Consider the following 26,979-nt stretch of genomic DNA (forward strand, 5'->3'; position numbering starts at 1 on the left):
GCAGCTCGTCGTCGACGATCGTCACCTTCTCCCGCGCGAGGTCGACGTCGTCGGCGATGAGGTGCTCCAGTCGCTTCGTGGGCGACATCGTCGGCGTTCCACCGGTAGCGGACGGTCAGCAGGTGGCGGACCGCTGCGAGGTCGATCGGCTGCCGGAGGGTGAGTTGGCGCCGCGTACAGGTGCAGCCGCTGGTACGCCTCGGCGGTGGCGAGGGTGGCGTGGACCAGCCGAACCCCGGAATCGCCGCGGATCAGGCGCGCCAGGGCACCGTGCAACAGCCGTACGGTGTCCAAGACGCGGCCGACGGCGAAGAACGTGTTCGACCGTTCGAGGGCTTGGTCGGCGGCCCGCCGACTATAGTGACCGCGACGCCGTGGCAGCACGAGCCGCCGCTGAGCGGGTCCGATTATGGACCGGTGATCGGGCTTGCGCTGCAATGGGGCGGGCAGGAGCACAGCATCCTGCGGATGACAGGCGGCGCTACCGATCTCCGCCAGGAGCCGCGCCGCTCGCACAATCCCTGCACGGGGCAGGGACGTGAACACTGCCGCGTCGGGATGCTGCAGCAGCTGAAGCTCGATCTGCTCCTCCAGCACGTTGATCTGCTCCCGCAGGGCAGTAAGCCCAGCCACCAACGCGGCGGTGACGTGCGCCCGGGCGGTGGCTTCAGGACCGGTGGTCCCGCTTCTCGGCGCCCTTGGTCCACGGGATCGCGAAACGCTGGGGCAGCAGGTAGTTACGGCGGGCCATTCTTGACCTCGACGTAGCAGCAGTCAGGCAGTCGCCAGGGACTCAGAACCGGCCGGCGGCGTAGTCCACGAGTTCGGCAGCCGGCCTGGTGTTTCCCCGGCGCGTGCGTCCGGTGGGCGCGGTCGCCCTGACCGCGCTAGAGAACAGCAGCGGGAAGGCAGCACCCAACACCGCTACGGTGAACGCGCGCTGCGGCTCCTCCCAACCGAGCAGCGCGGCCCCGCCGCCGAGCAGCGTGTAGATGACCGAGACTGCTATCTCGCCGCCCGTCGGGATCCTGTTCTTCTTGAGGGCGGGGGTGATCCGCAGTAGCTCGGCGATGAACGCGCCGAGGACGCCGAGGGCGATAGTTTGCCAAAGTCCAGAGATCACTGTGTTCCTTAGGGTCAGGCACCGAAGTGGATCAGGTTCGCCCAGAGGCTGGGCTCGTCAGGACGGGTTTCGCGGAGCCAGCGGATCGAGCGGTGCAGCGCGGTCTCGGCGTCCGGCGCACCGTCCGCCCGCTGGCCGAGTTGCTCGTAGAAGCGCTTGGCCAGGTCGACGGCGACGGCGTCGTCGAGCGGCCACAGGGTGCCGACGACCTGCCGCCATCCGGCGTACTGGAGTGCCGCGGTCAGGGTGATGGCCTCGTCGGTGTTGGCGACGCCGGCGAGTGCGGTGTGGCAGGCCGACAGGAAGGCGAACTCGCCGCTGGTTGGCGCGGCGCGCAGCCGGGCGACGGAGAGCAGCTCGCCGCCTGCCAGTAATAGGCCGCTGCGCGACGGTTTCTCCAGGTGGACAATGCCGTGGCAGCAGAAGTGGCTCCAAGAGGCGTGGGTCAGGGCGGCGAGCACCGCGGCGGGTGTCGCCTCGGAGGAGTCCAGCCACTCCGCTGGGCGATCGGCCCCGCTCACCACCGCGGCCGCCTCGGCCTTCGCTCCCTTGAGTTCTTGGCGGGGCAGGTCGCCGACCGAGACCACCACTAGTGACGCCGGCTTCGCGGGCCGGGGCGCACGGCTGTGCCGTAGCGCCGCCACGGTCGGGGTGTACGACGAGACCACGCGGTCCAACATGCCGGGCGAGCCGTCGCGCGGTTGCGCGGCGTGCAGGGGCAGCATCGCAAACAGCCCGGTGGGGCACCACCACAGCCGGCCCGGTCGGCTGCCGCCCAGCGCGCCAAGGACTGGCTGCCCAACCGCGTGCCAGAGCCAGTCGAGCAGGTCGGTCAGGTCCCGCTCCATGCTTCGAGCTTCCTCCAGCACCGACGCCAGGTGTTGCCGAGCCCGCCGGACCAGCTCGGCCGGCCCGGCGTCGGGCAGCGGGATGACCTCGACGCCGGCCGGGGTCACCACAAGAGCGTCGCAGCGCCACATGCTCGCGTTGATGACCACGATTGGGCCGTCGGCTGTCGCGTCCCGGATCGTGCTCGCCGACGGTGTGCCGAGGAAATCAGTGAACCGCGGATCGGTCCGGATCTCCCCGACCAGGGCCGTAATCTGGTCTGAGAGGGCGGCCCGGCGGGCGACGTCGCCGCCGTCCGCGCGCAGTTGACCGAACAGCTGTTCCAGCTTGATGGCCGCTGCGGGCCGCTGGTCGTGCAGGTCGGCGAGGTCGCCGTTGAGGTTCAAAGTCTGCGACCAGAGCACCGCCCTGCCGCGTTCCAGCAGCTCCAGCGCGCGTTCCGGCTGGTCGGCGGCGACTGCGCAGGCTGCTGCGTCGTTCGCCAGGTGGGGCCAGTTCGCCATCCGGTGCTCGCTGTCCTCAGCCGCAGATCCGGCCCAGGTCAGCTCGGTGAACAGGTCGACCGCAGCGGTGTAAGGCTCGAGTGCAGCGGGGATATCGTCCGACTTCATCAGCGCTTGCGCCCACATCCGGCAGGCCATCAGGCGCACCTCCGTCTGCGCGCTCGTCTCGGCGCTCGCTGCCCGCCACAACGCGATGATCTCGGACAGCGGTGCCCGGCCTTCGCGCTGAAGGGCATAGCCCAGCGCGGTGAGTGCCCTGGCGTTCGCGGCTCCGCGATCCCGGGTCGCGTCGGCGGCCTCCCGAGCCAGTCGTACCGCCTCCGTGACGTCCTCGGTCCGGCCGGCGAGCTTATGGCGGCGCAGCAGTATGGACGACAGGTTGCACTGGTAGACAGCGCGCTCCTGGTGCCCCACGGGCAGCATGTCCACCGCCTGCCGGGCCAGCCGGATTGCCTCATCGATCTGCCCGGTATCCCGGCGCTTCGCCCGGCGTTGCCGTAGCCCGGCCCATAGCACGGAGGTGGTTTCCTCGCCATTGGTGTCCGCAACCGAGTCTGCGATCTCGGTGGCCATGTTCATGGTGAGCGCGGCCCGCTCGGGTCCACCCCCACCGATGCCGGTCAACGCGGCGCGGTGCAGCCGCTCGGCCTGCCGGGCATGCTTTACGTCGCCGGTGCGCTCGTGAGCGGCGGTGTAAGCGAGGGCCAGATTTGTCTCCACGCCGGCACGGGTCGCGGGATCCTCGACGCGGATAGTGCAGGCCCGCTCCGCGACGCTTAGCGCCTCGGTGAGATCGTGCTGCTGCCCGCGGTGATCGAACCGCTCCACCAGGCTCCGGACCAGCAAAGACATCGCCATGGCCTGCTCGTCCTCAGGCTCCGGGTACAGGTCGATCGTGGTGCGGAGGGCTGACACCGAGCCGTCCAGGTCCTCCGGCTGTCGAGTGATGTCGTAGCGCAGGCGGCACGCTGATCCAAGGAAGAACGAAGCCGTGCGCCGGTCGACCGACAGCAGGCTCTGGCACAGCTCCACCAGGCTGTCCGCGTCCTCCAGACGTCTTGAGTGTTCCACTCGGTACTGTAAGAGGTGCGCGAGGATGGCGCCGTTGGACGGATCCTCCTGCAGCGAATCGGCAAGCAGGTCGATCGCCGGATCCAGCAGGCTGACGTCCCGGACTGCGGCGTACCACTCCCCTCGCAGGAGACCCACGGCGGATGCGACCATCGCCGGCGGCATCGCATCCAGGGCCTGCAGCTTTCGAAGGGCCAGGTCGGCCGCCTCTAGTTCCGAGACCGGCCCGCCGAACTCGTAGCAGCGCCGGTGCGCGAGATTCAGCTGCCACAATCCGAGAGCGCGGATCTCGTCGTCCATCTCGCCGTCGAGCGATTCGCGCATCATGCCCGCTGCCTCGGCCGCGTCCTTTCGACTACGGGTCAACTCCGACCGTTCGATCAGGCCTTCGGCAAGATCCGCGAGCAGCACCGGGCGGGCCCCGTCGGTCCAACCGTAGTTCTTTAGGAGAGCGCGAAGCTCCGCAATGCCCTGTTCGATTTTAGGGAGGTCACGTTCCTTACGTCCGCGCTTGATGATCCGGCGCGCTGCCACCGCCCGCTCGCCTGGATCGATGGACTGCCCCGCCATGCGCCCCCGCTCCTCGCCATCGAGACATCAGACGCTAATGGGCTGACCACGTTGATCGGAAGCGACGATCGGCCGGTCACCGATTTATCGAACGGTGGAATCTGATCTTTCCTCAAGCATGGTCCGGCCATGGACACGTCCGCAACGCCGTCGTGCTCAACGTCCTAGGGGCCACCCTCGCCGCTTTCCGGGGCCACCTTCAACCTCGCGTGAAGCGCCACGCCTGGCCGGCATGGTCACGTGCACTCAATTCGGCTACTTGTTTCATTGACCTACGACCGTGGCCTGGCCAGGCTTCGGTGGAGGTGCCCGGGCTGTCGCTCTCATTTCGGCTGCCCACGCTGGTGTGGCTCTCATTTGGCCTGCGCAGTCCCGGGCGCCGCCAGGGCGGGGAGAGGCTCAAGAGGGGTTTGCTCTGCTCGAAGTAGCGTTGCCCTCCCGGCTCGACGAACCAGGTGGTATCGAGCATCGGAGGACCTGTTGAGTGTCACGTCGGATCGCGTGGTCATCGGTATGGATCCGCACAAGCGCTCCGCCACGATCGAGGTCATGGCCGGCGACGAGACCGTCGTCGGCGCGAGCCGCTTCGACACCGGCCGGGGTGGCTATGCGGCGATGAGGAAGTACGCCAGGCAGTGGCCGAACCGGGTTTGGGCGATCGAGGGCTGCCAGGGTATCGGCCGGCATATCGCCAACCGGTTGCTGGCCGATGGCGAGCAGGTCGTCGACGTGCCACCGAAGTTGTCGGCCCGGGCGCGGGTGTTCGCCACCGGGCAGGGCCGCAAGACCGACGCCACCGACGCCCACTCCGTCGCGCTGGTCGGCACCCGGATGGCGGGACTGCGCCCGGTCGTCAACGACGAGCAGTTGGCTCTGCTACGGATTCTGGTCGACCGGCGCCGCTCCCTCGGCGAGGACCACACCCGGATGGTCTCTCAGCTGCACCAGCTGCTGCTGGAACTGATCCCCGGCGGAGCGAAGAAGAGCCTGTCCGCCGCCCAGGCCAAGGCACTGCTGGCCACGGTCAGACCCCGTGACGCGGTCGGCAAGGCCCGCCGGCGGGTCGCCGCGGAGCTGATCGGTGACCTCGAACGGGTCTACCAACGCTCCAAGGAAGCCGACAAGGAACTGAAGGACCTGGTGGCCTCCACCGGCACCACGTTGATGGACCTGCACGGCATCGGACCCTCCGGCGCCGCCCGGCTGCTGGTCGAGGTCGGCGACATCACCCGGTTCCCGAACCGGGCCCACTTCGCCTCCTGGAACGGCACCGCCCCCATCGACGCCTCCTCCGGCGAGCAGGTACGCCACCGGCTTTCCCGCGCCGGCAACCGACAGATCAACCGGGTGCTGCACATCATGGCCACCGTCCAGCTGCGCAACCCCACCGAAGGACGCGCCTACTTCGACCGGAAGAAAGCCTCCGGCAAGACGTCAATGGAAGCCATGCGCGCGCTGAAGCGTCGCCTGTCCGACATCGTCTACCGGCGAATGATCAACGACGCCGCGGCAGCCGTGGCGACGGGCCCGGGAGGACACCGGGGAACGACTACTGACTCCAGCGTGACCAACTCACATCCCCAAGCCGGCTCTTCGGAGAAGTCACTTCCCGGACCCGCCGCGACCCAGCTTAGAACCCCGCTCGCGACGGTGTCTTGACACAGAGGGGAGCCTACGACACCGCCGGCGGCTGAGCGGCGGACACGGTCTGCTGCTGCCCACGCCGGCACCGATGTGGTTGCTGGATGTGCCGGTGTCGAGCCATCAGCTGCCATGCGGTCGCTGCCTCCGCGTCACCGTATCCGGCAGCTTCCAACCCGCTCCCGGAGGGCCTCTGTCAGCCAACCCCCCAACCTGACCACCGGGCGTTCATCGATGGCTGCTCCGCGCCCTGGTAGGTGTGCAGGTACTGGATGAGGGCCCCACCGTTCGCCGTCACGGCCGAGCAGCCGCAAGAACGCCTGCGTGCGGTCGTGGCGCATCGCGATCGGCAATAAGTCGTGCAGCGTGATGCTCCGACACGCTGATCATGGGTCTCACCTCGTCGACGGGTGGCCCGCAGCGCTGGCGCTCCTCGGCGCTACGCTACGCCCGTCGAGACAACCGCCGTCCTGAGCCATCCCGAGACCTGAATGCCCCCAATCAGGATGTCCATTACCAGGCGACATAGAGTGATGTCGTCTGGGCGGAACGCCTAATCGCCGGCCTGAAGGTTTTCTCGGCGCCGCTCAAAGTCATGGCCGCTCGATGACCTTGGCGCGGCTGTGCGGCAGGGCTGCCGCTCGCTGTTCCGTCGCTTGCAGCGCAACCAGTTTCTCCGATTTCCAGCAATAGCCCCAGTTGACACCGTTGACATCGGTCACGTTCGGTTGCTCGAACCGGTCGAAGCCCGACGGGAGTAGAATGGCGGCGCCGGTGCTGAACCTGATGTGTCGATCGTGCGGGAATGGATGGGCAGACGTTCCTCTGGTGAGGCTCAATGACACTTTGCAGATTCGGCCAGGGCGCGAGGGGCTCCAGGCTGCGAGCAGGGCCGCGGCGGTGTTGTCGACGTCTACCGATGGCGCTTGGAGGAAGCGGTCAGCGATGATGTGGACCTCGGCGCCGGGGGCCATGACTCCATCGAGAAGCCTGAGCATCCAAGCCACGTGCCCGGACGCGTTGCTGGTGCGGTCAGTGGTCGCTCGCCAAAGGCGTGCGAAGTAGTAGCGGTCGACGATCGTCGCCGTGCGCGCCCCGGCGGCGAGTGGCTCGAGCACATCTGTTTGGAACCTGCTCCGTGAGCTGCCGTGAGGAAGGAATCCGTCGTCGGCAAGGTTCCGAAACCTCTCGATCGCTGGGCTGAACGCGGCGCCGTACGTGGTGGCCACATCGGGGCTTAGGCCGGGGATCGCCAGGAGACCCTTGTCCGCGGGCACGCCAAGCTTCGAGCAGGATGCGGAGGCCACAACAGCGACGTCAGCGGCACTCTTCCACCGTGCCCGAAGATCGTCGATGTCTTTGATATTGGCCAGCGGGGTGGTGTTGGGCTTTTGTACGGAAATGCGCTTATGCTTGTAAAACGACACAAGCACCTCACTCCACAGTTTTCGAGCATCCGGAGGAAGCCCCGGACCGTTCCGGATCGCGTAGAGCAGGTCGGAGACATCAGGATCGCTAGCGAAGGCAAGCCGCCCGTAAGCCCGCAATCGATCGAGTAGAAGGCGGTGGAGGGTCACTGCTGCCGCGGGAGGCAGGTCGGCGGTGTCCAGAGCGTTCGAGGCGATAGCGACGCGGGCGTGCATTAGAACGCTCCGAACATGTCATCGAGCCGCTCGTCGAAAAATCCGTGCGGCCACTCGTCCACGAAGTTTCCCTCGGAGTCGAGCCGGAGCCGGTGCACGACGGCGCGGCCCCGGTCGTCCTGGTCGATGTAGATGACCGCCACGTCGCTTGCATCGAGTACCCCCTCACGGATACGCCGCTGCAGGCGCAGCACGATGTGCTCGCTGTGGGTCTCAATGATGAGCTGGTTCCCGCGGCCGCCCGCCTGTGCCGTCTCGATGAAGAGGTCGGCAACCCGGGACTGCAGTCGGGGATGCAGATGGGTCTCCGGCTGCTCAATCATGATAATCGACTCCCGCCGTGACAGTAGCTCCACCACGATCGGAAGAATCTGGCTGATGCCGAAACCGACGTCGGCGGGGGTAACCCGAACACCGGAGCGTTGGTCGGTCAGTACGATGGTGACGAGGTCTCCCACAAGATTTGCCGCGTATCCGCTGTTCAGCGGCACCACCTCCATCGAGTACGGCACCTCGAGGCGAGCCATCCACTCGTTCACCTGCTCGACCGCGCTGAGGTGGTCGAAGAGGAACATCGCGGTATGCATCCCGTCGCCGGGATCCGAGCCGGTCGACGTGCGGTCGTAGACGCGTCTCGGCGCGGAACGAAGCGGTCCAAGCCAGACCAGGCTTTCCAGCAGTTGCTGGACCTCTGAGGAGATCCCCGAGGCGATCCGGGCCACCCTGCCGGCGTACGCGGTGGCGAGGTTGTGGTCCTGAAAACCGGGCATCACTTGTAGGGATCGTGACAGGAGCGGTTCCGGACCGGGCAGAAGCCCATGGCGCCGAAGTGGAAGATCGGAGCCTCCGGTTCGGAGAGCCCGTAGCGCACGCCGGGCGTTGTTCTCCTGGTTACGCTGCCATTTGGCTACGTCACCACGTGCACGGTCCTCGCTGAATGGGTAGATCAGAGCGCCCAAGCCAATGTCACGAAAAAGTTCCGCTGCGTGCTCGAGATCGGTACGCAAAAGGTTGTCGTCCGCATCAAACTGCAATACATGAGAGCCAAAAGCGAACCTGGTCGTGTTTAGAGCACCCGAAGCCAGCGTATCGGTCGCGAAACTCCAGGCGACCGTACGCAAAAGGGTCGGGTCCACCGTCCCTTCAGGAGGTAGCCAAGAGGGCAGCACGCCATAGGTCAGGCCCAAGCTAACCCAGGCGGCAGCGTGCTGGTGTACCACCGCCGGGAATCCTCCTGCATTGGCGAGCGGGCCTTGGGTGACGAGGCCGTCACGTGCCATGGACTGCTTGAGCAGCAACATCGCCTGGATGACGCTGGACTTGCCGGCGGAGTTTGCGCCGTACAGGAGGGTCAGTGGTGCGAGGTCGATGGTCCCATTCGGCCCGAACGCCTTGAAGTTGGCGATCTGGATTTGGGTGAGCATGGTGCGCTCAGGCGCGGGGTGAGTGACCGCTTCCGGAGGCGGGTCGTCGAGGAACCGGCGAGGATGAAGCCCCTGACGACAGTCGATGTCAATCGTCGGAACGATGCGTGCCAAGAAGCCATCAGCATCGACAGTGCCCGTCTGCCGGTAGCGACGGACAAGGCTGGCCAGTTTTCCGATCGCCTGGGGCGGAAGCTCAAGTTCCCCCTTGCCCGTGGCCTCGATCGTGCTCTCCGCATCGATGAACAACACCTTGTTCCGGCATTTCTTCGTGGCGGCGTTGCGCAGCAGCCAAATGACCGTGGGGACGACGGTGTGCCGGAACAGCCCTCCAGGCAGCGAGATGATGGCCTCAACGGCGTCACGGGCGAGAAGTTCTTCTTGGCTCGCCGTATGCGGCGGGAAGACGCTGTTGGGCGTCAGGACCACCGCGGCCCGACCACCCCTTTTCAAGGTGCCGAGGGCGAGAGCGAGCCAAGCCAGATCGCCTGGTTGCGTGACGGCTGAGCGAGAGGCCGTCTCGGTTCCCTGGAGGTACCGAGCGAACAGCCGCTTGCTGTCGTACTCTTTGCGCAGGCCCCATGGTGGCTGCGCAAGGACCACATCCGCGCTGCTGGGTTCGAACTCCTCGAAGGCGTCCCCGACGTTGACCCACTGGTAGACGTCATGGATGTAGAGGCGCATCCGGGCTCTCAACGCCGCGCGGGCGTTCGCGTCGTTGCCGGTTACACGGACATCAGGTGCGCTGGCGTGTGCCGCCAGCAGGATGTTGCCCGACCCGCACGCTGGATCGTGGACGTCGTCGCCGGCCTCTACCGTCAGTGCCGCGAGCAGTTCGGCAACGGACCTCGGCGTAGTGAATTCGGCGAACTCAGCTTTGCTGTGGCCACCTCGTTCCTCCAGCGCGTTGAGGACCGCATCGAAGGTCACGGCCACGGTTCGGCGAAGTCCATCGAGGTCTGCGGCGTCCAGCCGATCGACGATCTTGACCAACTCTTCGAGGGCAAGGCAGAACGAGTCGGACCGGTCCACCCGCCACCCGTCGGTGTCGTCGAACGGAAACAGCCGCGGCAGCAGCTCGGCCTTCCGCTCCGGGCTAGCCAGTGCCAGCTCAGACCACGCGCCTCTGGCAGGATGCCGCATCGCCGCCGTTGTCCATCGAACGAACAGGACTTCCAAGACCAGGTCAGCGCCGCGTTCGATGCCGATGCCCCGGACCGCTTCCAGCAGCCGCCAGCTAAGTACGGCCTCGGCACTTTGCCGCCGTGGCTCTGCCCCATCAATCACCGTACGGTCCCATCACAACCGGGAGCTGTAAGTGAACCTCATCCGGGCAGCATACGTCCGATGACCTTCGTAGCGAGCACAGCGCGTACCTCGCCGACCGGCTCAGCGGCGCCACACCTGACGATAAGAGACCGGGACCAGACCACCCGAAGACCCGGTAGGTGGTCTTGTCCCGCACTGAGTCACAAACTCCCCTGATTAGAACGGCTCTCAATGGCTGCGCGGCAGACGGCCCAGGCGCGCGACGCGAACAGCGACGCCGCAAAGGTGCCACGCCGCAGCCGGCATCCACATGTGATGCCTTCGGGTTCGCCGAAGAGCTCACCGCGCAGGAAGCCCTGTCCAGAGCGTTGCTGGTGAGATTCGAGTCTCATTTGTCGGGATCCATGCCGGCGCCAGCGCGGGAGCGCCCAGAGCCATACGTCGATGCGGCAAGATCTTCTTGAGTGGCGTCAGCGGCCCCAGGACGACAGCCGGCACCAGCCAGGCGAGTAGCAGTGAAGCCTGACCACTTCGGTCTCCTCTGGGAGGTCACACCGACCCGTCCGCCCACATCACCGCAGCTCAGAACGCTGTGCCCTGCCTGGCTCCGTTGAGCACTTCGGGCGCGGTGACCACTTCGCCGTGCTGCACCCAATCTGCACCCACCTGCAAGGCCAGGCCACCCAGCGGTCCCTTACCGCCCTGACCTGCGGATACCCCCTTCCAGGCAACATAGAGTGCCGTCGACTGCTGCTCAATTCGGCTGAGCACTCCGTGTGAAGCAGGACGCTGCACCGACTCTGACCTGCAAAAACGCGAAGCCGCAGGCAGGGGTGGGTGCAGTTGGGTGCGCTCAGCTGCCGTTCCGTGCGGTTCAGGGCCGTTCAGTGCACCCTGTTGCTCCCAACCTGCTCCCCCAACCACGGGCTTGCGACCGGGCTGCTGCCCCCAGGCCGCGTCACGCCGTCCTGCAGGTCGTTCGTCAGAGACCCTGGGCGCTGGCCGGAGCCGTCCTGGCTGGCGCCGACGCTCGGTCAGCGACCGGTAGGCTCGGTTGCTCCCGATCCGCTCCCGGCGCTGTTGGCCGTCGCGGTTCAGCTCTCGGCGAGGGTAACCCGGACCGCGAGCAGGAGCCCGTCAGCGTCGCGGTCGACCTGGACCGGGAAGATCCCATCGCCCCAGCTGGTCATGGCGTACAGGATCTGCGCGTCGCCGAGAGGCAGGGTGCCGCTCTCCGTGTCGCTGGCCCGTACCTGGCGCATCACCTGCCAGTGGTGGGAGTGTGGCCGGAAGTCCACCGCCAGCTTCCGGCCGGGCTCGGCGTCGCGCCAGGCCTCCACCGTCATTGCCCGCCGCAGGGCCGAACGGATCGGCAGGTCTGTCCAGCCGTAGCTGCCCTCATCACCCAGTGTGGTCAGTCGGTCGCCGGTGAATTCCTGGGCCGCCGCCGGCGCGTCGAGTCCCCAGAACGCTACGTCGGCGAGGCCGTCCAACGGCTCCTCGTGGCGCCACAGCTCAAGGGCGTCCGCGTCGGCGAAGGCGAGTCGGGCCGCGTCAACACCGACCGCGCCCACGTCGACCGTGGAGGCGACGGGCGCGTCGCGGACCCGGACAATCATCTGTGACCAGCCGTCCCACGGCCCGTCAGAGCGTTCCGCTTCCACGAGGACAGCGCTGTCGGGAAGACCGTCCACCGCCACCGCGGGCATCCCGAAGACTCTGAACCCCGGCTGGCGTTCGACTGCGCACCGGCGGGCCCGCTCACGGTGCGGCACTTGCAGCTCGGAGCGCTCCCACGCAGCCGTCAACCCATGTTCCCAGCAGTGACTGCCGAACCGTTCTACCCAACTTTCGCCGCGCGAGGCGGGAATGTCGTAGTGATACCTTCCGGGCCGAACCGGGAATGTTGCCCCTGCTGGCTCCGCGTCCGGTCCGACCACCGTGTAGTCCGCTGCCCCGGCAACGTCAGCCAGCAAGTCCGGATCCGTGATTCCCAGACCGCGTGGGTCGAGCTCGTTCGGAGGCCTGCTTCCTGACCACATGCCCAACATTCCCCCGTCGACGATGATCAGTTGGCCGGACGGGCACCGGACTTCGCCGAGCGTGACGATCTCTCCCATGGCGCGGCAGTCTACGGAGCCGCGAGGCTCCGGCCTCCCCTTCCGGTTCTTCACACCGCCTACGGCGGTGGATAGGCGAACCGGGACGGTCTTTCACCCGTCAGGGCCTGACGCGGCTGACAGGCGCCGCATCGCTGGTCACGATCGTGACCAAGGCCTGCCAGGGTGATCTGACAGCACCCTGCGAGGATCTGTCGGACCGCTGCGGCATGATCTGCCACCGTGACGACCTACTCGCAGCTGCTGGCCCGCCTCACCCAGCGCGCCAGTGAGGACGCGGCTGCGCTACAGCTTCCGGCCGGCCTGCCCGCACCGCTGTCTCCAGCCAGGATCGCCGCAGCCGAACAGCGCCTGGGCTTTCCGCTGCACCCGCTGCTGGCGGTGATCTACCGGGATGTCGCCAACGGCGGCTTCGGCCCCGACTACCAACTCCTCAGCCTGATCGACGGGCCGACACCCGAGCAAGCAGTCGACTGCTACACCGAGGCCCGCACCAACCACGCCGACACCGAGTGGGCGTGGCCAGAAGGCGTCCTGCCGATCCTTACCTGGGGCTGCGGCATGTACGCGTGTGTCGACTGCCGCAGCGACGAAGGAACCGTGCTGCTGTTCGAACCTAACCCCGGCGATCCTGACCTCGCTTGGTGGACCGACTCACCCAGCCTTACCGAGTGGCTCGACCACTACATCAACAACACCGGCTGGTGGATCAAAGCCGAAGCCGGCGAAGACCTCGACGACATGCCCCCGTGGCCCTACGCCAAAGACAGGGCAGCCATGTGATCATTGGCCCAATCACCGGTCTTTCGAACGGGTGACCCAGAGGCACAGGCGCCAAGTACACCGGACGTATTCGGGCGCCCTGAAGTGGTCACCGTTCAGGAAGCCCGGCTCAGAGGTTTGCCGGTGGGATTCGGATCTCAGCTCACGGGATCCATACCGACGCCACCACGACGGCACCCAGAGTCATACATCGGTGCAGCGTGGTCCTCGTGATCAGCGCCGACAAACCTCAGGTCGACAGCCGGCACCGACCAGGCGGGGAGCAGCGAACCCTGACCACTTCGGCCTTCTCTGGGAGGTCACACCGGACCGCTCGCCCACATCACCGCAGGTCAAAGCCTCGGCTCTGTCCAGTGCCGGTGAGCACTTCGGGCGCGGTGACCACTTCGCCAACCTGCACCCAATCTGCTCCCACTTGCAAGGCCAGGCCGCCCAGCAGCTCCTTACCGTCGTGACCTGCGCATACTCCCCTACCAGGTCGCATAGAGACCGGTCGACCGCTCTACAAAACCGCGGAGCACTCCGTGTGAAGCAGGACGCTGCACCAACTCTGACCTCCGAAAACGCGAAGCCGCAGGCAGGGGTGGGTGCAGTTGCGTGCAGGCGGGTGCCGTGCGGTGCGGTTGGGGACCGTTCAGTGCACCCTGTTGCTCCCAACCTGCTCCCCCGATCCCGGGCCCGTGACCAGGTTGCTGCAGCCAGGCTGAGACGGGCCGTCTTACAGGTCGTTCGTCAGAGATCGTGGCCACTTACCCGAGCCGACCTGGCTGGCGTCGACGCCCGGCCAGCGACCGATAGACTCACTCGCTCCCGGTCCGCTCCCACAGCCCGCTCGTCAGTCGGACGAACCGTCGCCCGCTACCTCGGCTGCGGTCTCACGGAGCCCGTTCGCGCGATAGCGTCGGCGCATGGAACGCGGCGAGCTCTGGTGGGCACAGCTCGATGACGAGCGGCCCGTCGTGCTGCTGTCGGATGGTGCGGGGCCGGAGTTCCGGGCGGTGCAGATCGTCGCCCCGGCCACGCCGGTCGAGAAGCAGGGGCTCCTGCTGATGTCCGGTGAGCAGGCGGTCGACGCCGACGAGCGGCGCCGCGTCGTCGAGGCAGCTGGACCGGACGTGCGGGCGATCGGCATCGAAGTTTTCTTCGGGGCGCAGGAGGGTCTCGCCGAGGACGGTGTTGTGCGAGTGGCGCTCCCCATTGATGGGAAGACTTTCTGCACCTGGATGCTGTCCCTCAGCGGGGAATACCTGATCGAGCGGATCGGGGTCCTCTCTCCGGCAAAGCTGCGCGAGCTCGACGTCGCAATGGAGCTGTCCGACGCCGAGTGACGACGGCCCAACTCACCGGGCGAGTGCGCCCCGGCGGCCAGCATCGCGCGGCGCGCGGCTGATCGACCGCCGAGCCGGGTGGGTAGTACCGCCGCGGGGGGGCTGACCAGGCCAGGTCAGGCCCGGCCAGCAAGGACAGCTGATTGGGATCGACGCGGCGAAGCCGCCGATCACGATCGCCTCGAGGCGCACCAGCTCGTCCGCGCATCAGGGCGGCCCGCCAGGGGCCGCGCAGCCCTTCGATCGCCGTGACGGCCCACGGCGTACGGTCGGGGAAGTCGGACCGCAGCTGGCTGCGGGTCATGGTCAAGTGCCCGCTCATCGGCTTGAACGGACGCCGCACGGTTAGCAACCGGGGTCGCCAAGGCTGACACCTTCGGATCTGCCGAGGAGCTCACCGAGCTGAAGGCCCTGCTCGGAGGGCTTCCCGTGTGATTCGTCGGCATTCTCTCGGCGGAACAGCTCCGAACGGGTGGCGATCTGCTCCTCGAGGGTTGTGATCGCTCAACCAGCGCCTTGTTCACCGCCGTCGGCCTCTTTCACCTCGGCCGCTCCACGCAGGTCGCCGCCATAGCCCGGCGCACCGGCCACTCTCTGCGCACATACCAGTTGATCGGCCTCGTAGAAGCTGCCGGCGGCCCCGGCCTACTGCTCGGCCTCGGCGTCACTCCGCTCGGGATCGCCGCCGGATTCGGACTCACCCGGTTCATGACCGGCGCAGTCATCAAACACCTACGCGTCGGCGACGGACTCAAGCAATGGCCCGCCTCCGCCATCCTCGCCGCCCTCACCACACACTGCTCACTCCGGGTGTCGGCAAGGTGACACCGACGGATGGTGCCCGCGCATGTCCACTAGGGTTTTTGCGGTCCTCGATCTCGCGCGGAAGGAACCGTCGATCATGGATGCTTCGGTAGTCGTTGACGGCGAGCCGTCCGAGGCTGACCTGCTCTGGGACTGGCTGCGTGACCAGCCCTCGCTTCGCGGATACCTGAGCCGGCGGATCTCGCCGCCACCGCCCGGCACTATGAGCGCGGGCGAGGTCGTGATGGTCGTCACCTCGGTGGCACCGATGATCGGGGCGCTGGCCCAGACGCTCACCGCCTACTTGGTTCAGCGCGCACGAGAGGGCAGCACCGAGGTCAGCATGAAGATCAGCCTGGAGGCCCGTACCGTGACCTTCGACGCGAAGACGGCCACGGCCGCCGACGGCGAACGGCTGCTGCGGGCGGGCATGGAACTCGCAGCCAAGGAGCTCGCGGCCGATGCCGAGCGCCACGTTTGATCCCGGGCGCTCGTACGCGCTGCTCGTCGGCACGAGCGAATACGACCACCTGGAGCCACTGCCCGCCGTGGAGAACAACCTCAATGACCTCTTCGCGGTACTGACCGATCCCGCCATCGCAGGGTTCCGCCCGCAGCGGTGCCGCCGGCTCCACCAGCCTGACCCGGAGAAGTTCGTCGAGGCGCTACTGCATGCAGCCGAGCAGGCGGAGGACCTGCTGCTGATCTACTTTGCCGGGCACGGCCTGCGCGGTGACGACGAACTCTTTCTGGCGAGCAAGGGCTCCCAAGCCGCTGTCCCCGAGCTGACCTCGACCCGTTACCGGGACGTCGGCCGCGTGCTGCGCCGGCACAGCACCGGATCCGTGAAGCAGGTGATGATCCTCGACGCCTGCTTCAGCGGCCGTGCGACCGATCCGGCCATGTCGCCCGCCGACCTGTCCCAGCAAACCGAGATCGAGGGCATTTACGTCATCACCTCGTCGCGCTGGACTCAAGCGTCGCTCGCCACCTCTCACAACGGGCGGAACACTGCGTTCACGGCGGAACTCGTCGATGTGCTGCGTCACGGTGCGCCTACCCGGTCGGAAGTGCTGACGTTGCCGGCCGTCTACGACGAGATCCGTCGGCGGCTGCGCAGACAGGGCAGTACCCAGGAGCCTCAGCAGCTGCACAGCAACACGATCGCGGCGTGCGTGATCGCACCCAACCCGGGAGTGATCGCGGAGCCTGAGGCACAGCCGCCCGGGTCGGCTCGGTCCGCGGTCCGCATGGCCGGTCGGATGCTGGGGCCTCCCGTCCTGCGCGGGTATGCCTGTGACCAGGTCGACAAATGGCTGACCGACGTCGAGGCGACCTTGGCGGATGCGGAGTCGGGCGCCCGGGTCCTGGAGCCTGGCGACCTGCCCGCACAGCCGCGGTTCACCCTGATGCTGCGCGGCTACTCGCCGTCAGCCGTGCGCCGGGCTGTGCAGGCGTTACAGGCCGAGGTGATCGAGCGCCTGCCGCCGGTTTCCCCGCCGCCGCCGGAGAGCCTGCTCGACGCCGTCCGGCAGGAGAATTTCGCCCAGCTGCGGCGGCTGCCGCGCTCGGCACCCCACCGGGAGTCGAGAAACGTGCGGAGGTCGTTCGACATGCCTCCCAACGAAGAGATCATTTGGTACGCCGCCCGATCCGGCACTCCCACCATGGTGCTCACCGACTGGGGTGTGCGGATAGCAGACGAGGGATCGTCGGTCGCCTACCCGTACGACCAGGCGCATCTGGTCACACTGACCGAGCGGCCACCGGACCGCACCGCCGTCCGCTTCGGTGGCGGCGAAGCCACGGTGGAAGCTGCGCTGCGCGACGTCCTGCTCAACGTGCACAAGATCGCGGACGGCTTCCCGCACGGCCCTGACGAGCCGGAGCGCGCACCGTACAACACGCTGCCCGACCCGGCGTGCGAGCGCCTCAATCGAATCTACGCGAGCCGGACCACGCTGGGCGGTGCGCTACGCGCGCTCGACCGGGCGTTCGCGCAGCCTCGGCATCGGAAGACGGCCCGCGGGCACACCAAGGCGCTGCGTGGCTGCACAGACGAGAAGGAACGGGCGTCGCTCGCCACGGCGCACGCGTTGGCCCTGTCTCCGGAGCGGCACAACTTTCACATCCACTACAGGTATGTCGAGAGCCTGCGCATCCCGGTCGGCATCTGCTGGTGCGGACTGCGCTGGTGTCCGTGCAAGCGCGCGCCGTCGAAACGGCGTGCCTGAGCCGGACCTCGCTGATCGGGGCGCTCACCTCGAACTTCACCTGGTCGGTCGGAAGCATGACGGAGCCAGGCTTCCGCCCGGCTCCGTCCATCACCTACCCGCAGGCGCGGACCCACTTGGACGACGCGATCTCGTGGTACATGGCCTTGTTGTAGCCGTCGAGACCGAGACCGAGGTTGAAGCGGTTCGCCCTGAGGTCGCGCCAGACGCTGCCGGGGCCCAGGCATCCCCAGGCTCCGGTGAAGCCGCCATGGAAGTAGAAGTTGACACTGTTGCCCTGGGAACTGTTGTTCTGGACCGATCCGGCCAGGTTCCGGAAACCGTACACGCCGCAGTCGTTCCCCCAGTCGAGGTCGTCGTCGAACCAGGAGCACGCCTTGGTGGGCGGGTCGAGGGAGTCGTTCCAGGGCTCGTTCCAGGCGTAGACGCGCCCGTCACCACAGCTGAACCCGTTCACCGTGACAGTTTGATCACTTTTCAGCTTGTCCCAGCCCATCGGGAAAACCTTCAGGTTGCTGTTGCTGACGCTGACGTTCGCCACACAGCCCGATGGGACCTGCACTTGATCGACGTCGATGTCGTTGGTGTTCGGATCGCCGTCGTATCCCCCTTGAAAATGTCCGGTGGCCAGCGATTCCTGGTGCCATCCGACGTTGTCGATGTACCAGCGAATCTGGATGGTCCGGCCGGAATTGTTGATCACCTTCCCGCATTTGTAGGGGTAGTACGTGCAGGTCACCTCTGCATGCGCCGCGCTCGGCGTGGCGACAAGTCCTACCGCGGTCGACAACATCGCCGCCACAGCCGCGATGAACGTCCTACCTGTGCGCTTCACGTGCCCACCTCTCGATGATGAACTCCCAGCTGCTTGCCTCGTCGTTCAGGCTCAGGCATCAGTCCCAGCACCCCCGTCACCTTTTGATCGTCCCCAGTCGGGGACCCTCGGTCGCTCGGCCGATACGACGTCCTGCACCTGTCGTTGTCGTGGGTCGGCTCCGTCCAGCTCTCCGGCGCGCGGCCGGCGTACCCGGTCCGGCTGCCGGCCGCCATGCCGAGCAGCCGTCGAGCGGTCTCGCCATTGGGCGTCCCTGATTCGGCGTCCCCTTCGGACACTTGCCACCTCTCCGGATGGCTCTGCCACCCTTCGCTCGACGGGAGAAGACCTGCGATCTGCGTGTCGAGGTCCTCCGGGAGACCAGGTCACACCGCGATCGGCTGGTGTCCCGGATCGCGCCGCCCGTCGGCACAACTCTCACACCCATCGATATTCAGGGACAGGCGGCTAACCGGCTTTTTGGCGGTGGTTCGCCGGTGCCTCGCTCCCGTATGGTCGTCGCAGACGGATGGGGAGGTCATGTTCGGTTCGATGCTGCGGGCGCATCGGGCCCGAGCCCTCCTCACTCAGGAGGAACTCGCCGCCCGCGCCGGTGTGAGCGTGCGACACCTACGCGAGATCGAGTCCGGCCGGGTGCACTCGCCCCGAGGCAGCACGGTGCGTGCGCTGGCGGACGCGCTGGGGTTGAGCGAGCCGGACCGGGACCGCTGGCAGCGGGCCGCCCGCGAGATGGTCGGCGAACTGTCGGATCCTGTCCACCCGGGACGGCACCAGGCGAACGGTGACGGGCAGGACGCGCCGCGACCAGCAAACAGCGTCAATGTCGAGGTCCGGCAAGGCGCCAACGGTACGCCAGAGCCGGACCGGGATGACCACCTTCCGGCGACGCCGGCGCCGTGGCGATCCGTGCCGGCGCTGCTTCCACCGGACGCGTACGGGTTCACCGGGCGCATCGAACCGCTCGCCCGGCTGGACGCCCTACTCGCCACGGTGGCGGTCGAGCAACCTACCGCGGTACCCATCTGCCTGGTCAGCGGTGCTCCCGGCGTGGGCAAGACGACGTTGGCGGTGCACTGGGCACACCGCAACCGGCAGCGCTTCCCGGACGGTCAGCTCTACATCGACCTGCTCGGCTTCACGGCGGGACAGCCGGCGGTCGAGCCCGCGTATGCGATCCGCCGTCTCCTGGATGCCCTCGGCGTGCCGCCCGGGCGGATACCGGCGGACACCGGCGCGCAGCGGGACCTCTACCGGATGACGCTCGCCGGGCGGCGGCTTCTTGTCCTGTTGGACAACGCCCGCGACGTCGCCCAGCTACGTCCGCTACTGCCGGGCAGTCCCACAACCATGGTGATCGTGACCAGCCGTGACCAGCTCACCGGGCTCGTCGCAGCCAACGGGGCGCATCCGGTGGGTCTGGGCGCCTTCAGCGACGAGGAGAGCCACGAGTTCCTCCGCCGGCGGCTGAACGATGGGCGGGCCGACGCGCAGCCACAAGCCATCGCGCACATCGCGCAGCGGTGTGCCCGGCTACCGCTGGCGCTGGCGCTTGTGGCAGCGCGCGCTGTCCAACAACCCTCCTTCCCGCTGTCCGCCTTTGCCAGTCAGCTCGCTGACGACCGCAGGCGGTTGGACCTCCTCGCCGCCGACGACGCCGACACCAACCTTCGCGCTGTCCTTGCCGACTCGTATGCCGGCCTCGACACCGCGTCGGCACGCTTGTTCTGCCTGCTCGGAGCCTGGCCGGCGCCGGAGATCACGGTTGCCGCCGCGGCCAGCCTGGCCGGGCTGCCACCCGACCGAGTGGGGTCGCTGCTGGCCCGGCTTGTCCGGGCACATCTGGTGGCGGAGCGCGCCGAAGGTCGATACCTCCTGCACGACCTGCTCGCCGCCTACGCCGCGGAGCTGTCCCACGAACGCCTCGACGAGAGTGAACGCATCGAGGCGGTGCATCGGGCCCTCGACCACGTCCTCCACACCGCGGCGGCGGCAGCGGCCGTCCTGCGACCGCAGCGGCAGCCGCTGCCGCTGTCCGTCGCGCGGCCGGGCACAGTGGTCGAATTGATCACGACGATCGGAGAGGCGTTCGCCTGGTTCACCAGCGAACTGCCCACGCTGATGACGGCGGTCAGCATCGCCGGTGCGCTCGGATCCGACCGCCACGCCATGCTGCTGGCCCAAGCGGCGCAGACCTACCTCTACCGACAGGGGCTCCACGACGAGCAGGTCCACGTCCAGCAGGCGGCGCTGGCCGCCACGCAACGCCTCGGCGACCGCCCGGCAGAGGCCCGGGCCTACCTGTCCGTCGCGCACGCCTTCACGTGCGGCGGGCGCCACGACGAGGCGTTACGACACTTCAATAAGGCTTTCGCGCTCTACCTTGAGGTCGATGACAGGGAGGGGCAGGCGCAGACGCATCGACACATCGCCTGGCTGCACGAGACCCGCGATCACCACCGAGAGTCGCTGCACCATGCCGAGCAGGCGCTCGTCCTCTCCGCCGCCGCGCGTGACGATCTCGGTGTCGCCGAGGCACTGAACCTGGTCGGCTGGTACCATGCGACGCTCGACGACATCGTCGCCGCACAGATCTACTGCCGACGCGCGCTGGCGCTGCACCGCCGTTTGGACAATCCCGCGGGTGAGGCGAACACCTGGGACAGCCTCGGCTACGCGCTCGTCCGCGCCAACCTCCACCGGCGCGGGATCTCGCACTACCAGCGTGCCCTCCGGTTGTTCCGCGCCGTCGGCGCCCGCCTCGACCAGGCGGAGGTTCTGGATCACCTGGGCGACGCACACGCCGCCATCGGCGAGACCGAAAACGCCCGCCGCTCGTGGAGCGAGTCGCTGGCGATCCTGGAGACTGTCGACCCAGCCAGGACGTCCGACGTACGGGCAAAACTCGGCCTCCTCACCGGCTGCGGCGATGCCACGTCCGGCGACCTCTAGGCGGCCATCCCGACCGGCCCGCGGGCTACCAGCGCGATATGACAGCGAACAGGGCCGTCGGCTGATCGTCTCGGTCGACCCCGGCAAACAGCTGACGGGCACCATCATGGGTGCCTTCATGTCCTACGGCCTCGTGCCCCAGGAGCAGGACAACACGCGCCTGCTGCTCAAGGTCGTCATGCAGACGACCCGCTGGGCCGCCCTCGGGCTGTCCGTCGGTGACCTGGTCATGGCTCGACGGCAGTTACTGAACCTGAAGCAACGTGCCGAGCACCGCCAGCACCAGGGGACGGCCACGGGCTGAGGATCGGGCGCGCCCTCGGCAGATCAGGAGATGCGCAGATGTCCAGCGACCGTAAGGACGCTGGCACCTTCGGGCTCGCCGAAGAGGTCGCCGAGCAGAAAGCCCTGGTCAGAGGGTTGCCGGTGGGATTCGAGTCTCAGCTGCCGGAATCCTGACCAGCTCTGCCACGGCGGAGCTAGAGCCGCACGTCGATGGAGGACGGCCCCGGTGACTCGGGTCAGCGGGCCCAGGACGACACGCTGCGGCAGCCAGGCGCGGAACAGCCAACACTGACCACTTCGGTCTTCTCTGGGAGGTCACGCGGGACCGCTCGCCCACATCACCGCAGGTCAAAGCCCTCGGCTCTGTCCAGTGCCGGGCAGCACTTCGGGCGTGGTGACCACTTCGCCAACCTGCACCCAATCTGCTCCCACTTGCAAGGCCAGGCCATCCAGCAGCTCCTTACCGCCGGGACCTGCGCATACTCCCCTGCCAGGCGACATAGAGTGCTGGCGACTGCTGCGCAAAACCGCGGAGCACTCCGTGTGAAGCAGGACGCCGCACCGACTCTGACCTGCGAAAACGAGAAGCCGCAGGCAGGGGTGGGTGCAGTTGCCTGCAATCGTATGCCGTTCAATGCGGTTGAGGGCCGTTCAGTGGACCCCGTTGCTCCCAACCTGCTCCCCGATCCCGGGCTCGTCACAGGGCTGCTGCCGTCGAGCCGGGATGGCCGAGCCCTGCAGGTTGTCGGCAACCTATCGTGGCTGCTGGCCCGAGCACCTTGAGGGCTATGGCCGGACCGACAGGCTCATGTTCCCGATGTGCTCCCGCGACCCGGCTGTCACCCGCGCCAACTCACGAATGCCACGCCGTATCTGCGGCAGATTTAGATGGCTAGATGGTCGGCGTGGACAACTCCGCGAGTCGACGGGCGGGTTTCGGTCCAAATGCAGCACTCGCTGCTACCGGCAGCCCTCGGCTGAGGCCCCGAACCTTTGCGGCTGCCAGCTCTGCACCTTCCAGTCCCACCGCAACTCCCCCACCGGTAGGAGCGCGTCGCCTGGCGTCCGGTTTGTCGGCGGCTCCTCGCCGAGCACCACGGCGGCGAGCGCGACCTCGACGTGCCCCCGATCCGCGAAAAGGCCTGGTAGCAGTCAGCCGCGGCAGGTACCTGACCTTCAACAACGGCTCGGGTCATCTGACGCGACATGGTCAACGGGAGGAGCCCCGTCGCCGAGTCCGACCGAGACGCCGCCACTCAGGCGCTGAGGTGTTTGCGGTTCCGGTAGTGGAGATCGAGGTCGGTTAATCCTCGCCGATGGACCACCACCGGAACCTCGCCAACTATCGCTCAGGCTGGCGCGGCTGACCGCGCTGAACTTGATGCAGGGCTCAGCAGTCGTCCTGCTTCCACTTGCCGTCTTCCCGCACCCACGGCTCCTTGTTCTGGTTCAGGGCAGGCACGTCGTAGGTGTACGTCACCCGGGCCAGATCACCCGAGATCTGCGCCTCGAAGGTTTGCATCGGCATCGCCTTGCCGTACATCTGCTTGGCGGCCGTCAGCATGCCGGTGAACTCGCTGAGGCTCACGCGTTCCTTGCACCTAGCCGAGAACAGCTCGTAGCCGACCGTAGGCTTCGCGTCGAGGAAGGCGTCCGAGTACGCCACCACCGCTTGGCGAAGCTCCGCCTCCTCGCCGGCGGCCTGAGCGATCGGGCTGGCCGCCGCATCCGACGCCGTGCTGGCGGCAGGAGCTGGCGATGTCGAGGACGGAGCGGCTTCCGGCTTGTCGGCGTTGCTGCTACAAGCAGTAAGGGAGAGCAGGCAAAGGGGCATTACGGTCATGGCTTTCCGGATCATGGCGCGCACAGTACTGCCGCGATAGCCCTCGATAGTCCACGGGAGCAGGTAGCTCGGCTAACGGCCCTGCAAGTGGTTGGCGCGCGCCATCCCTCTCCTGCGCGGCCTGAGGGCGGACGACAACGGCCGTACCGCCCTCAAAGCCGTGCAGATCATGCCGTCCGTTGTCCCCACAACGTTCGGATAGCCTTCACCGCAGGCGAACGCGCCGGGAACGGCTTGTCACAGTCAATCTCCCCGCCAACCTGACCGACCGCATCCAGCAGCTGCTCGTGGGTTTGCGTTCGAGGCCGTCCTCGGCGCCCTGCGGCCAGAGCAACACGGTGGCTGGGCCAGTTTCGTCCAGTACGACACGAGCCACGATTGCTGGCCGGCTGGTGGGCTGATGGGCGAATACCTGCACGGTTGTTGACGGAGATACTCACCCGTCAGGAACGCCTTAGTCATACTCGGGTACACAAGGGCTGGCCAGCAGAATGACCCGGTCAGCCTCGACGTCGAAGCCGAGGATCGGGTGCTGGCGATCGCCCTCGGGAGCCATCAAGACCGGCTTGCCTAGCCTGCGCCCGATCGCCGCAAAGAACCCACACAACGTGTCCAGCCGCTCCTGGCCCTGCCACTGCCGCAGGTCAATGTCGAAGTCGATCTCGGCCGCAGAGTACGGCCAGAAGTTGACCAGGACGCCAGGGAGCGGCCACACCCGCAAGATAGGCAGCTCAGCGTCAGTAAGTCGCGCTAGCACGTCCGTTGCTGAAGGGAGCGGTACGACGACATCACTCATCGCGTACTCCCACTTCCAGCCCTGCGTCTGGACCAGGTCGAACACCGCCTGCCAGTCCTCCACCGAAGCACCTTCGACACGCACGTCGGGCAACGCACCCATCAGGTTCGGGTCGAAGAAGTTCTTGACGTCGTCCCACACAAGCTCAGGCACCCCGTCATGTTGGCCAACCGGCAGTGATGACGCAGTCCCGGTCAATGGAGGCGCGGACAACGAGGAAGCTCCTGCGGGCTGGTGAAGGCCGAGCCCGAGCAGGTGTACGAGCACCGGCCTGCCGGATAGAGCGCAATCCAGTCCTGTGGCCGCGATGGGTGTCGGCCTCAGCCGATAGTGCCTTCGATTTTGTCGGTCAGGTCGACGATGTCAGGGACGGCGTCCAATACGGTGACCTCGACCAGGGCGCCATGGCGGCCGTAGCGGCGGCGGTAATCGGCATACGGGTAGTCGGCGATCGGCAGCCAGGATCGGTGCCCCCGCAGGGGGTGGTTCTTCTGCGTCACGGCACCGGAGTTGAGCCGGCAGAGTTCGATTCGTGGGCCGTGTCGCTCGACGAGGGCACGGGTGTCGACGTGCAGGACCACTTGGTCCTCGGTGCGGTACTCCTTCGCTTGACGCAGCCGGTCCAGCCGCTCAGCGTTGGCCCAGAAGAAGACTCGGGAGTTGATGGCCGCGAGGTACTCGGCCAGCGAGGAGTCCGGATCAATCTTCTCCGTAACGAACTTCATGGGCTTCTGATCACGGATCACGGCAGGCGCCAGGCCGGGCGCGCGCAGAACGATGGACTGCTTGCGAGGGGCGCTCAGGAGATCAGATGCCGTTCTTTGCAGTTGTGCGCTGTTCAATGCCGTTTGGTACATCCCGTCGCTCCCCACCTGCTCCCCCGATCCCCGGCCCCGGCCGTCACCGGTCGTCCACACAGACACCGTGCCTTGTTAGCGGCAGATTCGGATGGGTTCGAGGGCGAGTGCGCAAAAGGTCAGGACAGCGGCCTCAGCGGGTGGCCGCGATGGATCGGGACTGTCAGCCGCCGCTTTTATGATCACGGCCATGTCGACTGCATTCACCACCTTGTGGACCCATGACGTCTGCCGGGAGCTACGCCGGCACCGAGTCGGCGATCGGCCCCCGGTGGCGTTCAGCGGGGTGCACCAGTCTCTTCCCAGCTGGACCAGCGTCGGTGTCGGCGACGACGTCTTCGCACTGCATGTCAACCGATGCGTGGTCTACCTGGTGAGCCGCCTGCGCGTCGTCGACAAGCAGCGGCGTGACTGTTGCGGCGCCGCTCCAACAACATGGCGTGACCCGTCCTATCCGGGTCACGACGCCTGGTCGATGCTCGGCGCCAATGGATGTGGGGCGAGCCCGATACACGTCGAAGCGACACCAATTCGCTTCGACGTCGCCATCCCCGGCGACCTGCTCAGCGCGCTGACCTGGCGCAACCGACGCGGAGAGCAGCGCACCCTGAAGTACGTCGTCGACGGCCGTCTCGAGCGCCCCGTCAGCCTCCAAGGCGTCTATCGCCTGACCGACGAATCCGCCAATCAACTGGGCGCCCTGCTCGACAGGTCGTCGACGCCCGAGCCAGAGGAAAGAGGGCAACGACGCACATCACGGACGGCAGCCATCCGAGACGGCCGACGCGCGTCGACGGCCGCAATCAGCGCGTCCCCTGCCCTGTCATCGACGTGACCAGACGGCGCCAGCCTCAAGCGATCGTGACGCTGCGCGGCGGACGGCCCCGCGGCAGATCCGGATGTGCGCGGCGGCCAGTCCAGCGAGGCGACCAGTAGCATCCCGAAGGTGTCCGATCTTGCTGCGCGGTTCGCCCGGCTCACTGGCGAGTACGACTCCCGGAAGAGAGCGGCGACCGCGCTCGTCGGGCGTTGGGACTGGTACACCTGGCCGGGCCTTGATCTTCGTCCGTTGCACTTCGAACGGGACCTGCTCAAGGCTGGCCGCCGATTGGATGCCAGACCGCCGCTGGATCGGGATGTTCTGCGCATCGGGTTCGACGCCGAGGGCCGCGCGGTGGTGATCGAGGAGTACAGCGGCTTTCTTCACGGCCACCTGTACTACGAGACGTTCGTCGGCCACAACGGCGACGTGGTCGAGGCGGCGCACTTCGATACGGACGGGCCCGTCTACCTGCACGAGTACCGCTTCGTGAACGGGTTGATGCGCTCGGCCGACACGGTCGCGCGGGGCGGCTCGGGGCGGGAGTCGTACGCATACACCGATGGGCGGATCAGCCGCGTCGAGATCGAGCACGACGGCCGGGCACTTTCGGTACTGACGGCGGAGCACGACGACCGCGGCCTGGTCCGCGTCGTCGAGGTCATGGGCCGTCGGTCCGAGGTGCGCTATGAGCGGCCGCCGGCCGGATTCGACCTCGAAGCGGCGTGCCGCACCATCGAAGATGCATTCGTCAGGCTGATTCCGGACGCCGTGGCGCGGCTGGCGATCGGCGGCCCCGCCGCCTGCGTCGCGCTGAGCTACTACCGATCGGACGTGCTGTCCTTCGAGGTCCACGGGGCCGCTGAGGACGAGCGTGCCGCTCTGGCGGCGATGGACGCCCGGGCAGCATGGTCGCCGGCCGACTTCGAGGCCAGTACCGACGTCGACCTCGACGACGCAGGACCGGTGCGGCTGGTACGACAAGAGCTCGCCCTGCTCGACGCCGGCGACCTCGATGCCGCCCCCGGAGCCGAGGTGGGACGGCGACTGTTGTGCGCGGTGGCGGCTCGGCTCAACCTCCGCGACTGGTCGGACACACTGCCAGTCGCCGACGACTTCGTGGTGTACCCGGTCGACCTTGAGCTGGTCGACCTGGAGCGGAACCTGGCCGACTGCCTGCCGCCGGACCGGCTCGCCCGGCTACGCGAGCGCGGCCTGCTGTGACTGACCCC

20 protein-coding genes are annotated in these 26,979 nt (G+C 67.3%); 10 read left to right on the plus strand and 10 right to left on the minus strand.

From position 1 onward, the window contains the following. Positions 1 to 667: 667 nt before the first annotated feature. The 3 genes from FHX75_RS32185 to FHX75_RS06350 are packed head-to-tail and all read right to left on the minus strand — an operon-like array spanning position 668 to position 4,116. Positions 668 to 751, minus strand: a complete 84-nt coding sequence (locus FHX75_RS32185) for a hypothetical protein (RefSeq protein ID WP_154938871.1) — start codon at positions 749 to 751, stop codon at positions 668 to 670. 42 nt (positions 752 to 793) lie between these two features. Beyond that, complete coding sequence (locus FHX75_RS06345; RefSeq protein ID WP_154937089.1) at positions 794 to 1,123, minus strand: hypothetical protein; 330 nt, start codon at positions 1,121 to 1,123, stop codon at positions 794 to 796. Between the two features lie 14 nt (positions 1,124 to 1,137). Further along, positions 1,138 to 4,116 carry a CHAT domain-containing protein gene (locus FHX75_RS06350; protein ID WP_154937090.1) on the minus strand — a complete coding sequence of 993 codons (2,979 nt, stop codon included), beginning with the start codon at positions 4,114 to 4,116 and terminating at the stop codon, positions 1,138 to 1,140. A 513-nt stretch (positions 4,117 to 4,629) separates the two neighbouring features. Between FHX75_RS06350 and FHX75_RS06355 the strand changes: the two genes are divergently transcribed. Beyond that, a complete protein-coding gene (locus FHX75_RS06355; protein WP_154937091.1) occupies positions 4,630 to 5,775 on the plus strand; it encodes an IS110 family RNA-guided transposase in 1,146 nt (381 codons plus the stop codon). A 575-nt stretch (positions 5,776 to 6,350) separates the two neighbouring features. Here FHX75_RS06355 and FHX75_RS06360 read toward each other — a convergent pair. From FHX75_RS06360 to FHX75_RS06370, 3 genes are all read right to left on the minus strand, one after another. Further along, a complete protein-coding gene (locus FHX75_RS06360) occupies positions 6,351 to 7,400 on the minus strand; it encodes a hypothetical protein (RefSeq protein ID WP_154937092.1) in 1,050 nt (349 codons plus the stop codon). Continuing rightward, on the minus strand, positions 7,400 to 10,111 hold the full coding sequence (locus tag FHX75_RS06365; protein ID WP_154937093.1) for a DUF3696 domain-containing protein: 2,712 nt from the start codon (positions 10,109 to 10,111) through the stop codon (positions 7,400 to 7,402). The genes FHX75_RS06360 and FHX75_RS06365 overlap by 1 nt, the downstream gene beginning before the upstream one ends. Positions 10,112 to 11,187: 1,076 nt before the next feature. Beyond that, a complete protein-coding gene (locus tag FHX75_RS06370; protein ID WP_154937094.1) occupies positions 11,188 to 12,213 on the minus strand; it encodes a hypothetical protein in 1,026 nt (341 codons plus the stop codon). A gap of 222 nt (positions 12,214 to 12,435) precedes the next feature. Here FHX75_RS06370 and FHX75_RS06375 point away from each other — a divergent pair, with 222 nt between their 5' ends. From FHX75_RS06375 to FHX75_RS06395, 5 genes are all read left to right on the plus strand, one after another. Next, positions 12,436 to 12,996 carry an SMI1/KNR4 family protein gene (locus tag FHX75_RS06375; protein ID WP_154937095.1) on the plus strand — a complete coding sequence of 187 codons (561 nt, stop codon included), beginning with the start codon at positions 12,436 to 12,438 and terminating at the stop codon, positions 12,994 to 12,996. A gap of 908 nt (positions 12,997 to 13,904) precedes the next feature. After that, on the plus strand, positions 13,905 to 14,324 hold the full coding sequence (locus FHX75_RS06380; RefSeq protein WP_154937096.1) for a type II toxin-antitoxin system PemK/MazF family toxin: 420 nt from the start codon (positions 13,905 to 13,907) through the stop codon (positions 14,322 to 14,324). Positions 14,325 to 14,840: 516 nt separating this feature from the next. Next, complete coding sequence (locus FHX75_RS06385; protein ID WP_170285297.1) at positions 14,841 to 15,149, plus strand: DoxX family protein; 309 nt, start codon at positions 14,841 to 14,843, stop codon at positions 15,147 to 15,149. A gap of 22 nt (positions 15,150 to 15,171) precedes the next feature. Further along, the gene (locus FHX75_RS06390; protein WP_154937098.1) at positions 15,172 to 15,609 is read left to right on the plus strand and encodes an effector-associated constant component EACC1; all 438 of its coding nucleotides are present in this window, start codon (positions 15,172 to 15,174) and stop codon (positions 15,607 to 15,609) included. Further along, positions 15,590 to 17,362, plus strand: coding sequence for a caspase family protein (locus FHX75_RS06395; RefSeq protein WP_154937099.1), 1,773 nt, complete (start codon positions 15,590 to 15,592; stop codon positions 17,360 to 17,362). The genes FHX75_RS06390 and FHX75_RS06395 overlap by 20 nt, the downstream gene beginning before the upstream one ends. 94 nt (positions 17,363 to 17,456) lie before the next feature. Here FHX75_RS06395 and FHX75_RS06400 read toward each other — a convergent pair whose 3' ends face one another. Further along, positions 17,457 to 18,197, minus strand: coding sequence for a hypothetical protein (locus tag FHX75_RS06400; protein WP_154937100.1), 741 nt, complete (start codon positions 18,195 to 18,197; stop codon positions 17,457 to 17,459). 519 nt (positions 18,198 to 18,716) lie between these two features. Here FHX75_RS06400 and FHX75_RS06405 point away from each other — a divergent pair. Both FHX75_RS06405 and FHX75_RS06410 read left to right on the plus strand, forming a co-directional pair. After that, positions 18,717 to 21,146, plus strand: a complete 2,430-nt coding sequence (locus tag FHX75_RS06405; protein WP_170285298.1) for a tetratricopeptide repeat protein — start codon at positions 18,717 to 18,719, stop codon at positions 21,144 to 21,146. A gap of 118 nt (positions 21,147 to 21,264) precedes the next feature. After that, positions 21,265 to 21,450 carry a hypothetical protein gene (locus FHX75_RS06410; RefSeq protein ID WP_211364348.1) on the plus strand — a complete coding sequence of 62 codons (186 nt, stop codon included), beginning with the start codon at positions 21,265 to 21,267 and terminating at the stop codon, positions 21,448 to 21,450. Positions 21,451 to 22,821: 1,371 nt separating this feature from the next. On the opposite strand, the gene FHX75_RS06415 is transcribed toward FHX75_RS06410, so the two are convergent. From FHX75_RS06415 to FHX75_RS06425, 3 genes are all read right to left on the minus strand, one after another. After that, entirely contained in the window at positions 22,822 to 23,289 is a 468-nt protein-coding gene (locus tag FHX75_RS06415; protein WP_154937102.1) for a nuclear transport factor 2 family protein, read from the minus strand. 439 nt (positions 23,290 to 23,728) lie between these two features. Continuing rightward, positions 23,729 to 24,223: a hypothetical protein gene (locus FHX75_RS06420; protein ID WP_154937103.1), complete on the minus strand. Its 495-nt coding sequence runs from the start codon at positions 24,221 to 24,223 to the stop codon at positions 23,729 to 23,731. A 167-nt stretch (positions 24,224 to 24,390) separates the two neighbouring features. Continuing rightward, positions 24,391 to 24,912, minus strand: a complete 522-nt coding sequence (locus FHX75_RS06425) for a DUF7002 family protein (protein WP_154937104.1) — start codon at positions 24,910 to 24,912, stop codon at positions 24,391 to 24,393. Between the two features lie 205 nt (positions 24,913 to 25,117). On the opposite strand from FHX75_RS06425, the gene FHX75_RS06430 reads away from it, so the two are divergent. Continuing rightward, positions 25,118 to 25,762, plus strand: coding sequence for a hypothetical protein (locus FHX75_RS06430; RefSeq protein WP_211364349.1), 645 nt, complete (start codon positions 25,118 to 25,120; stop codon positions 25,760 to 25,762). 111 nt (positions 25,763 to 25,873) lie between these two features. Then, positions 25,874 to 26,971 (plus strand): hypothetical protein, encoded by a 1,098-nt coding sequence (locus FHX75_RS06435; RefSeq protein WP_154937105.1) that lies wholly within the window; start codon positions 25,874 to 25,876, stop codon positions 26,969 to 26,971. Positions 26,972 to 26,979: the final 8 nt, after the last annotated feature.

This window comes from Micromonospora palomenae (genome assembly GCF_007829925.1).
In the GTDB taxonomy this organism is placed as follows: Bacteria; Actinomycetota; Actinomycetes; order Mycobacteriales; family Micromonosporaceae; genus Micromonospora; species Micromonospora purpureochromogenes.